Origin of the sequence: Helicobacter suis (assembly GCF_902196135.1) — a bacterium.
In the GTDB taxonomy this organism is placed as follows: domain Bacteria; phylum Campylobacterota; class Campylobacteria; order Campylobacterales; family Helicobacteraceae; genus Helicobacter; species Helicobacter suis_A.
This window is the reverse complement of the sequence record NZ_CABIKE010000019.1, coordinates 1-8,680: the sequence shown is the minus strand read 5'-3', so window position 1 is coordinate 8,680 and position 8,680 is coordinate 1. Positions and strand designations below refer to the sequence as shown.

The following is an 8,680-nucleotide window of genomic DNA, read 5'->3' as shown; positions in this document are numbered from 1 at the left end:
CTTGCTTAAATGTCAAAGATCGCTTGCTTTAGCATTTGCTTAGCACTTGCTATTTAGCAAAAGGCGTATTGTATAGTTTTTAAGCTTAAGGGGGGCTTAGAGTTAAAAAATAGAGCGGTGTTTTAAATCTAGTAAAAAATCTTGAATCACGCGTTTGGTGGCAAAAACATTATTTTGACTGGGAAGAGAGACGGCCATGCCTATAAACTCATCTTGGTGGTTAAAAAGGGGGCGGCCATAGACATCTTTGAGGAGAGGCCGTATGATTCGATGTAGATCGCTATAATTAAGATATTGACTACTGTAGTTAATATCTTTATGGCTCTTTTCTAAAATATTCTTATATGTTCGTACTTCAAAAGTGCCTACTTCAAAAGTGCCTTGATCGCTAATCTTAGGATAATAAATTTGTAAGGCTTTGCGTGGGTTGGAATTTTTGGTGAGTAAATCTTGCCCGTATTTTGTGTAGATACGCGCATGGTAGTAACTTTCTGGGCGGATTTGGCAATAATCGTTAGTAAAAGCGTGGGTATTAAGCAAGGATAACCCGCGGTTTCGATCAATGGCCTTAAGGCGCAACCGCGCTACACAAATTAGCATAGGCCCGCTATCATCTTGCATTTTGGCTACAAAAGTTGTGGCATACATGCCTTTATCATAGGCTAACTCAGAGGAGGTTAGCACATGCCCGTTTTGTAATAAAAGCCCATAGCCCTGTTTGTAGTGCCCATCTTTAAAATAGGCGATTAAAAAAACGGTGCTATAAATCCAAAGATGGAGCGGTTCTAGGTTGGCGTTATTGTGTTCTTTATTCTGTTTAACTTGTTGTTGAAAATTTTGTTTGTTGGGTTTTTTAACGCTTTTGGTGATCTTTTGGTTTTGGCGCGGTATTTTTTTGGTGGTATGGGAGGGTTTAGCGTGGTGAATCAAAGAGGTATCTAGCGCCTTTTCTGCGTGTAAAACACACCCTAAAAAAAAGAGAGCCAACAGAGCCCACATAAACACCCCACTACATAAAATTAAGGTGAAATCGGTAAAATACGGCGATCATTTAATTTTTTAAAGGTATCCATGAAAGCTCTAAAAGTTTATGAAATAGATCCCACACTTTTGGCTTCTTATCAGTATGCGGTGATTAAAACTAGTAAGGGGGCGATTAAAATCCACTTATTTGGACAAGAAGCGCCACAGGCTGTAACTAATTTTGCGACTTTAGCCAAAGAGGGTTTTTATAATGGGCTAAATTTTCACCGCGTGATCACCGGGTTTGTGGCTCAAGGGGGTTGTCCACTTGGTACTGGAATGGGTGGACCTGATTATCGTATCCGCTGTGAAGTGCAAAATAACCCGCACAAACATAAGAGAGGCGCATTAAGCATGGCACATGCCGGCAGAGACACGGGTGGTAGCCAGTTTTTCCTCTGTTTTGAGCCCCAACCCCATTTAGACGGGGAGCATACGGTTTTTGGACAAATTGAGGAGGAGGAGAGTTTAAGGGTTTTGGATAGTTTAAAGCAGGGGGATATTATTGAGACAATCCATATCTTAGCACAATGATTCTAGATGTTAATTTTAGCCAGAAAACTAGGAGAGGGTGTGGTGATTGGGGAGCATATCCATATACGGGTTGTCTCAATTGATAAGGGAAGTGTAAAACTTGGTTTTGACGCCCCCTCTCATATGCTTATTTTGCGCTCTGAACTTAAAGAAGCGGTGGCTTTAGAAAACAAAAAAGCTTCCGGAGATGTTAGCGATACGCTTTTAGAGGGCATTGGTAAACAACTGGGTAAATTAGAATGAATGCGTTTGAGTGTATCGCCTATCCTAAAGTAAATATTTTCTTAAAAATTTTAGGATTAGAGGCATCTTATCACACTCTTTTATCTAGGCTAATGCTTGTAAAAACCCAAATATGTGATTATCTTTTTGTTAAAAGAGCTCCCTTTTTGCTTAAGGGTAATTTTGGTTGCCCTCTTGAGAAAAACACGATTTATAAAATGCTACAGATACTTAAAACTCACCTCCAAGCTAAAAACCACCCTGAAACCCTAGAATTAGCCATTGAAGTAGAAAAACATATCCCCATAGGTGCGGGGCTTGGAGGCGGGAGTGCAGATGCGGGGGTGCTTTTAAGAGAGCTTAACACCCGCTTAGAATTGGGTTTGAGTTTGCAAGAATGTTATCAAATTGGCGCGCAGGTAGGCAGTGATGTGAATTTTTTTATCTCTGGTTTTAATAGCGCGCATGTTTTTCATTTTGGTGAGCTGATTGAATCTTTTGAAGAAGAGGATTTAGAAATAGAAATTTTAACCCCTGAAATTTTTTGTAACACAGCTCAAGTTTATAAAGCCTTTGATCGCCTAGCTATGCCTATAGAAAAGTGGCAAAATTGGAAAACGATTCAGAGCCGCACTTTACTCAAACACTTTACACGCGCCACTCTTAACGATCTATACACCCCTGCTATCACGCTTTATCCTGCATTAAAAGAATTTGAGAAACATTTAGATAATGCACAGCCTTATTTTTTTAGCGGGAGTGGGAGTAGCTTTTTTAGGCTTAAGGAAAGTGTGTGAGAGAACCCATACGCAATAAAAAGGCTTTCTTTGATTATGAGATTTTAGAGACTTTGGAGGCGGGTGTTGTTTTGGCAGGTTCTGAGGTTAAGGCAATCCGTGTGGGTAGGGTGAATTTAAAGGATAATTTTGTTAGGATTATCAGGGGCGAGGCTTTTTTATTTGGGGTGCATGTTGGGCATCTACCAACGGCCAATGTTTATTATAAACCCGATGAGAGACGGCCTCGTAAGTTGCTATTACATAGAAAACAGATTCATAAATGGTCTGTTGAAGTGGGTCAAAAGCGCCTTAGTATCGTGGCATTGCAGTTGTATTTTAATGCAAGAAACCGGGTGAAACTTCAGATCGCTTTGGTGAAGGGTAAGAAACTTTATGATAAAAGAGAGAGCATGAAACAAAGGGTTTTAGATAGGGAGGCTAAGAGCCAATTGAAGAATCATTTGCGGGGTGGAATGTGAAAGAGATGGTAGATTATGGGATTTTGGGATTTTTGGCGTTTTTATCAGTAATTGTGATTGCGATTGGGATTGAGCGGGTGTGGTTTTATGCCACCGTGCGCGTAGATGATTATAAAGATAAACGCAAGTTAGAACTAGATTTACACCGCCGTTTAACTTTAGTGGCCACTATTGGTTCTAATGCGCCTTATGTGGGGCTTTTGGGCACGGTAACAGGAATCATGATTACCTTTATTGAACTAGGCAATACCTCAGCGGTGGATACTAAAGCAATCATGGTTGGTTTAGCCCTTGCGCTTAAATCTACAGGTATGGGTTTGATTGTGGCCATTCCTTCTGTTGTGATTTATAACATGTTGGTGCGCAAAAGCGAGATCATCGCGACTAAATGGGATATTTACCACCACCCGGCCACAGAGGGAGCGGGGTATAATCGCCTAGATACAGATTTTTAGGAAGATAGATGAAAAAAATAGACTCCATGAATGTGGTGCCTTTTATTGACATCATGTTAGTGCTTTTGGTTATCGTACTCACCACTGCTTCTTTTGTCTCTACTTCCAAACTGCCCATTAATATCCCCAAAGTAGATCAAAGCTCGGATAAAGCCCAAGATGTGCTGGATAAAAAACAAGTTAATATCGCCATTTCACATAAAGGCGAGTTTTATTTGGACAAAAAAAAGGTAAGTTTTGAGGCGCTTAAACAGGCGGTAAAAAGATATGCTAAAGACACACCTATTATTTTACAGGGAGATAAAAATAGCAACTTAGATAGCTTTGTTAAAGTGGTGGATTTATTGCAAACCCATAATCTCAACCAACTTTATATTTTGGTAGAAGATAAAAACAGCAGCCATTAGACTTTAGATAGTTTTTAGCAAAACAAGCTAGAATAGAGCTTTTGAAAATTTTAAAGGATTAGAGAATGAAACGCACCTATCAGCCCCATAATACGCCTAGAAAGCGCACACATGGCTTTTTGGTGAGGATGAAAACTAAAAATGGCCGTAAGGTTATCAAAGCCCGCCGTGCTAAGGGGAGAAGACAATTAGCGGTTTGATTCTTGCGAGGTGCAATCTCTAAAAACAACCCAGCAATTTAACCATCTTTACAAAAAGGGCATGAGAGTACATAGCAAGTTTTTTACCATGTATTCTCTCCCCTTAGATGGGTTACCCAAATTTTTTAGCTATCCTAGCACTTCTCTACTGGGCTTGAGTGTTTCTAAGAAAGTGGGTAATGCGGTGCAGAGAAATTTGATTAAACGGCGGGTGCGTTCTCTTTTTAAGAATATCCATTTAGAAAAAGAGCGGGTGATCGTGTTTGTGGCTAAAGCAGGGATTGCACAACTCAAATACAAAGATTTAAAACAACAGGTTTTAGCATGTCTATACCGCAAAACAAAACCGCTTGTTATGAGGCATGCGTGAGATTGGTTTTAGCCTTGTTACAATTTTATCGCAAGTATCTTTCTGTTCTTAAACCTACAAGTTGTCGTTTTTATCCCACATGCTCTACCTACGCGCTTTGGCTTTTACACAATGAAGGGTTATTTAAAGCTTTATTAAAAATTTGCCGGCGTTTGTTATCCTGCCACCCTTATTGCAAGGGAGGTATTGATTATCCCATTGGCTCTAAACACATCACCCCAAAATATTATTCTCCTCAAGCAATTAAACTGCGCTATTATCTAGTGCCTCTTAATCCTCCTGCTCTCTATCCTTATTATATTCTTAAGGTTTCATGTGAAAGAAAATAACTTACGATTTATTTTAGCCATTGTACTCTCCTTTCTATTTTTAACCATTTATGGTTATTTTTTCCAAACAGAAAAGCCCCACACTCTCCCAACCAATACAACTAATAGTAGCGCCCCCACTGCTCTAATAAGGCAGACAACACAAACCCCTCAAAGCCCCATAATCCTTACAGTTCTCTCTAAAGATATGGAAATAGAAATAGACTCATTAGGGCGCATTGCACAAGTTTATCTCAAAGATAAAAAATTCACAGCCCACAGACAAGAGGATTTTTTAGAGCACATTAAACAGCTCTTAGGCCTCTCTAAACCTAAAAGTGCCTTAGAAAAATTGCCCCTTTTAGGATCAGATGCATTAAAGCCTTTAGAATTGCGCTTTGTAGATTCTACACTTAATCAAGAGGCTTTTAATACGCCCTATATCGCTTCAATCCAGACACTCCAAATAGATAAAGCCCCTCAAACTGTGGTTTTAACCCAATCTCTTAAAAACCTCACTATTAAAAAAATTTTGACCTTTTACCCTAATCTCACCTATGATTTAGGCGTAGAATTAAAACCCACACACCCCATGAATTTAGCTTATGTACTTTCCAATGGCTCTAGACCCATAGCCGATGCCGATGGTTATGCTTTCCACGGGGTACTTTTAGGTACGCAAGATCACAAACTAGAAAAAATTGAAGATGGCAAGGCTAAAGAGACCCAAACTTTTAAATCCACTACCTTTATTGCTAGTGTGGATCGCTACTACACCTCTCTTTTCTTCACTAAAGATTCTCCTCTGGATGCCATTATAGAAGCACAGCCAAGTAAAAATCCTTTGCCCTTTGTTTCTTTAAAGGGCAATGCCACCTTACATGGTTACATTGGCCCTAAAGATCACCGCTTATTAGAACAAATTTCTCCTATGCTAACTGAGGTAATTGAATATGGCGTGATCACTTTCTTTGCCCGCCCCGTGTTTTTACTCCTAGATTATTTGCATACTTATACCCATAACTGGGGTTGGGCGATTATTCTTTTAACCCTCATTGTACGGATTATTCTTTATCCTTTGAGTTATAAGGGCATGGTGAGCATGCAAAAAATCAAAGACTTAGCGCCCAAAATGAAAGAACTCCAAGAAAAATACAAAAGCGATCCACAGAAATTGCAAATGCACATGATGCAGCTTTATAAAAAGCACGGGGCTAATCCTTTGGGTGGGTGTTTACCAATCCTTCTACAAATCCCTGTATTTTTTGCCATTTATCGCGTTTTATACAACGCTGTAGAACTTAAAAGTGCCGGTTGGATGCTTTGGATTCACGATCTTTCTTTAATGGATCCTTATTTTATCTTGCCACTTTTAATGGGAATTTCCATGTACGCCCAACAAGCCCTCACCCCAAGCACCATCACCGATCCCACTCAAGCTAAGATTTTTAAAATGCTACCCTTGTTTTTTACGATCTTTCTGATCACTTTCCCGGCCGGTCTTGTGCTTTATTGGACTACCAATAACATTTTTTCTATTATCCAACAATGGCTCATTAATCAAATGTTAAGCAAAAAGAAGAGCGAAATGCAAAAAACGGCCTAGGAGCTAAAAGATGCAAACCATTGTAGCTAAAACCCTTGAGGAAGCTATTATTAAGGCTTCTTCAGTCTTGCAATGTTCTGTTTTGGATCTAGAATATGAAATTATCCAAACTCCCTCTAGTGGTTTTTTAGGTTTTGGCAAGAAAGATGCCATTATAGAAGCTAAAGTTAAACAGACTAAACAATCTCAGGATCAAGTTAAACAATCTCAGCAACTAGAAAAAACACCCCCTACTCCTCCCCCCACTCCCCCTACAAATGCTTTAAAGACAACAATTACAGAGATCAAACAAGAACTAGATACCCTCTTTAGTTATTTGCCCTACCAAATTGAGCGCATCCATGTAGAATTGTATAACGAACAAACTCTACTCATTGAAATTGAGGGTCCTGATTCAGCTTTAATCATTGGCGAGAAGGGTTATCGTTATAATGCCCTATCTTACTTGCTCTTTAATTGGATTCATTACAAATACCACTACAATATCCGCTTAGAGGTGGCTAGCTTTCTAAAAGATCAAGAAGAAATCATGGAAAATTACTTACAAAGTGTGATCATGCAAGTTCGCGAAATAGGCAAGGCACAAACTAAGCCCTTAGATGGCATGCTGCTCTACATTGCCCTTAAACGCCTGCGCGAAATCTTTCCTAATAAACATGTCAGTATCCAAACAAGTGATGATCACGAATCCATAGTTGTGATCAATGACTTTTACAAATAGTACCATTGCTGCTATTGCCACCCCACCCGGACTTGGCGCTATTGCTATTGTTAAACTCAGTGGTTCTAAAAGTCTTTCTATTTTAAACGCGCTTTCGCATAGACAGCATTTTACCCCCCGCATGGCCACTTTAGTTAGTCTTTATGATGCTACTGGAGATCTATTAGATCAATGCCTAGCTCTTTATTTCAAAGCCCCTCATAGTTATACCGGTGAAGATGTGGTGGAATTACAATGCCATGGGGGCATAGTGGTGGCAAGATTGATTTTAGAAGCATGTTTAAAACAGGGGGCGATCTTAGCTAAGGGAGGGGAATTTACACAAAGGGCTTTTTTAAATAAGCGCATGGATTTAACCCAAGTACAAGCCCTAGCTAAACTCTTAGAAAGCCAAAATGCCAACATGGTTAAAGCGATGGCTAAACAAATCAAGGGGGCTTTAAAAGATTTTATACAAACCACCCGTACAGCCCTTTTAAAATTATTGGCTAGTAGCGAAGTACTGATTGATTATGCGGAGGAGGATTTGCCTTTAAATTTATTAGATCGCATGCAAGAGGATCTAGAGCAAATAGAGCAACAACTTTTAAAAGTATTAGAAGTATCGCGCGCTAGAAGTGCTAAATTAGAGGGTTATACTTTAAGCATTATTGGTAAGCCTAATGTAGGTAAAAGTTCTTTGCTTAATGCTTTATTACTTGAAGAGCGCGCTTTAGTAAGTGAGATTGCCGGTACCACTAGAGATACCATAGAAGAAGTCATTAGCCTTTATGGGAGTTCTTTAAAAATTATAGACACCGCAGGGATACGCACCTCTAACGATCCAATTGAGCGTTTAGGAATTGCTAAAAGTAAACAACGCATGCAAGAGAGCGATATTATTTTAGCCCTTTTTGATTTATCTAGCCCATTAGATCACCAAGATCAAGTTATTTTAGAATTACTCCAAGCCAACCAAGATAAAATCCTTTGTGTTATCTTTAATAAAAATGATTGTCCTATTAAGCTAGACACCACAGCCCTTTTAGCAGCCCTGCCGCCTTTATTTGCCCCTGCTATGAGCCTAAATACCAAAGAACCCTGTTTGCCTCTTTTAAAAGAAGCGCTCAAACCCCTATTTGAGCATAACCCAAATGATAGCCTAATTTTAGCCACTCTAACCCAGCAAAATAGCCTAGAGTTAAGTATTAAAAGTTTACAATCTGCTAAAAAACCCCTACAACACGCAGAGCTAGAGCTATTCTCTTATCATGTTAAAGATGCTTTGGAAAGTATTGTGGCTATCAGCAAACCCTACTACACTGATGAAATGCTAGATGCGATGTTTCAAGAGTTTTGCTTAGGTAAATAATTAAAAAGTCGGGTCATAGTTAATTAGATAGTTAATTAGGCGGTGGTTAAACCTAGAGGCATGCTTAAAGCGCTTAATGATAAGATCAGCGGTGCAGCCTTGCGCTATCACATTAAAGCCGCCCTTAATAAAAGCCACAGCATAGAGGCCTTTAAACAAAACCTTAACAGAATCGCAAATAGAGCTGAATTTAGCAACGCTACTAGAGTCTTAATTAGAGAGATT

Annotated in this window: 13 protein-coding genes and 1 pseudogene; 13 read left to right on the top strand and 1 reads right to left on the bottom strand. The window is 39.3% G+C overall.

Going from position 1 to position 8,680, the window contains the following annotated elements; genetic code table 11:
• Positions 1 to 102: 102 nt before the first annotated feature.
• A complete protein-coding gene (locus G6Q06_RS07940) occupies positions 103 to 999 on the bottom strand; it encodes a hypothetical protein (protein WP_240328798.1) in 897 nt (298 codons plus the stop codon).
• A 72-nt stretch (positions 1,000 to 1,071) separates the two neighbouring features.
• On the opposite strand from G6Q06_RS07940, the gene G6Q06_RS07935 reads away from it, so the two are divergent.
• The 13 genes and pseudogenes from G6Q06_RS07935 to G6Q06_RS07875 all read left to right on the top strand — a co-directional run.
• Entirely contained in the window at positions 1,072 to 1,557 is a 486-nt protein-coding gene (locus G6Q06_RS07935) for a peptidylprolyl isomerase (RefSeq protein WP_205426774.1), read from the top strand.
• A 6-nt stretch (positions 1,558 to 1,563) separates the two neighbouring features.
• Entirely contained in the window at positions 1,564 to 1,800 is a 237-nt protein-coding gene (locus tag G6Q06_RS07930; RefSeq protein ID WP_163534149.1) for a carbon storage regulator, read from the top strand.
• Positions 1,797 to 2,576 carry a 4-(cytidine 5'-diphospho)-2-C-methyl-D-erythritol kinase gene (locus G6Q06_RS07925; RefSeq protein WP_163534148.1) on the top strand — a complete coding sequence of 260 codons (780 nt, stop codon included), beginning with the start codon at positions 1,797 to 1,799 and terminating at the stop codon, positions 2,574 to 2,576. The genes G6Q06_RS07930 and G6Q06_RS07925 overlap by 4 nt, the downstream gene beginning before the upstream one ends.
• The gene (gene smpB / locus G6Q06_RS07920; RefSeq protein WP_163566256.1) at positions 2,573 to 3,037 is read left to right on the top strand and encodes an SsrA-binding protein; all 465 of its coding nucleotides are present in this window, start codon (positions 2,573 to 2,575) and stop codon (positions 3,035 to 3,037) included. Before G6Q06_RS07925 ends, smpB begins: the two co-directional genes overlap by 4 nt.
• Positions 3,034 to 3,492: a TonB-system energizer ExbB gene (gene exbB / locus G6Q06_RS07915; RefSeq protein ID WP_100069289.1), complete on the top strand. Its 459-nt coding sequence runs from the start codon at positions 3,034 to 3,036 to the stop codon at positions 3,490 to 3,492. The genes smpB and exbB overlap by 4 nt, the downstream gene beginning before the upstream one ends.
• Before the next feature lie 8 nt (positions 3,493 to 3,500).
• On the top strand, positions 3,501 to 3,899 hold the full coding sequence (locus G6Q06_RS07910; protein WP_163534146.1) for an ExbD/TolR family protein: 399 nt from the start codon (positions 3,501 to 3,503) through the stop codon (positions 3,897 to 3,899).
• 65 nt (positions 3,900 to 3,964) lie between these two features.
• Entirely contained in the window at positions 3,965 to 4,099 is a 135-nt protein-coding gene (gene rpmH / locus G6Q06_RS07905; RefSeq protein ID WP_006564561.1) for a 50S ribosomal protein L34, read from the top strand.
• A 61-nt stretch (positions 4,100 to 4,160) separates the two neighbouring features.
• A complete protein-coding gene (gene rnpA, locus G6Q06_RS07900; RefSeq protein ID WP_240328797.1) occupies positions 4,161 to 4,469 on the top strand; it encodes a ribonuclease P protein component in 309 nt (102 codons plus the stop codon).
• Positions 4,424 to 4,798, top strand: a complete 375-nt coding sequence (yidD, locus tag G6Q06_RS07895; protein WP_163535383.1) for a membrane protein insertion efficiency factor YidD — start codon at positions 4,424 to 4,426, stop codon at positions 4,796 to 4,798. The genes rnpA and yidD overlap by 46 nt, the downstream gene beginning before the upstream one ends.
• Positions 4,785 to 6,383 carry a membrane protein insertase YidC gene (yidC, locus tag G6Q06_RS07890; protein ID WP_205436007.1) on the top strand — a complete coding sequence of 533 codons (1,599 nt, stop codon included), beginning with the start codon at positions 4,785 to 4,787 and terminating at the stop codon, positions 6,381 to 6,383. Before yidD ends, yidC begins: the two co-directional genes overlap by 14 nt.
• A 10-nt stretch (positions 6,384 to 6,393) precedes the next feature.
• Complete coding sequence (locus G6Q06_RS07885; RefSeq protein WP_163566255.1) at positions 6,394 to 7,104, top strand: Jag N-terminal domain-containing protein; 711 nt, start codon at positions 6,394 to 6,396, stop codon at positions 7,102 to 7,104.
• Positions 7,088 to 8,455 carry a tRNA uridine-5-carboxymethylaminomethyl(34) synthesis GTPase MnmE gene (gene mnmE, locus G6Q06_RS07880; RefSeq protein ID WP_163566254.1) on the top strand — a complete coding sequence of 456 codons (1,368 nt, stop codon included), beginning with the start codon at positions 7,088 to 7,090 and terminating at the stop codon, positions 8,453 to 8,455. Before G6Q06_RS07885 ends, mnmE begins: the two co-directional genes overlap by 17 nt.
• Before the next feature lie 42 nt (positions 8,456 to 8,497).
• Positions 8,498 to 8,680: pseudogene (locus G6Q06_RS07875) on the top strand (hypothetical protein); the annotation flags it as partial.

Bases quoted from the DNA above. Each gene is read 5' to 3' on its own strand.
- G6Q06_RS07940 (WP_240328798.1), bottom strand. From the start codon at position 999: ATGTGGGCTCTGTTGGCTCTCTTTTTTTTAGGGTGTGTTTTACACGCA.
- G6Q06_RS07935 (WP_205426774.1), top strand. From the start codon at position 1,072: ATGAAAGCTCTAAAAGTTTATGAAATAGATCCCACACTTTTGGCTTCT.
- G6Q06_RS07930 (WP_163534149.1), top strand. From the start codon at position 1,564: ATGTTAATTTTAGCCAGAAAACTAGGAGAGGGTGTGGTGATTGGGGAG.
- G6Q06_RS07925 (WP_163534148.1), top strand. From the start codon at position 1,797: ATGAATGCGTTTGAGTGTATCGCCTATCCTAAAGTAAATATTTTCTTA.
- G6Q06_RS07910 (WP_163534146.1), top strand. From the start codon at position 3,501: ATGAAAAAAATAGACTCCATGAATGTGGTGCCTTTTATTGACATCATG.
- rpmH (WP_006564561.1), top strand. From the start codon at position 3,965: ATGAAACGCACCTATCAGCCCCATAATACGCCTAGAAAGCGCACACAT.
- rnpA (WP_240328797.1), top strand. From the start codon at position 4,161: ATGAGAGTACATAGCAAGTTTTTTACCATGTATTCTCTCCCCTTAGAT.
- yidD (WP_163535383.1), top strand. From the start codon at position 4,424: ATGTCTATACCGCAAAACAAAACCGCTTGTTATGAGGCATGCGTGAGA.
- G6Q06_RS07885 (WP_163566255.1), top strand. From the start codon at position 6,394: ATGCAAACCATTGTAGCTAAAACCCTTGAGGAAGCTATTATTAAGGCT.
- mnmE (WP_163566254.1), top strand. From the start codon at position 7,088: ATGACTTTTACAAATAGTACCATTGCTGCTATTGCCACCCCACCCGGA.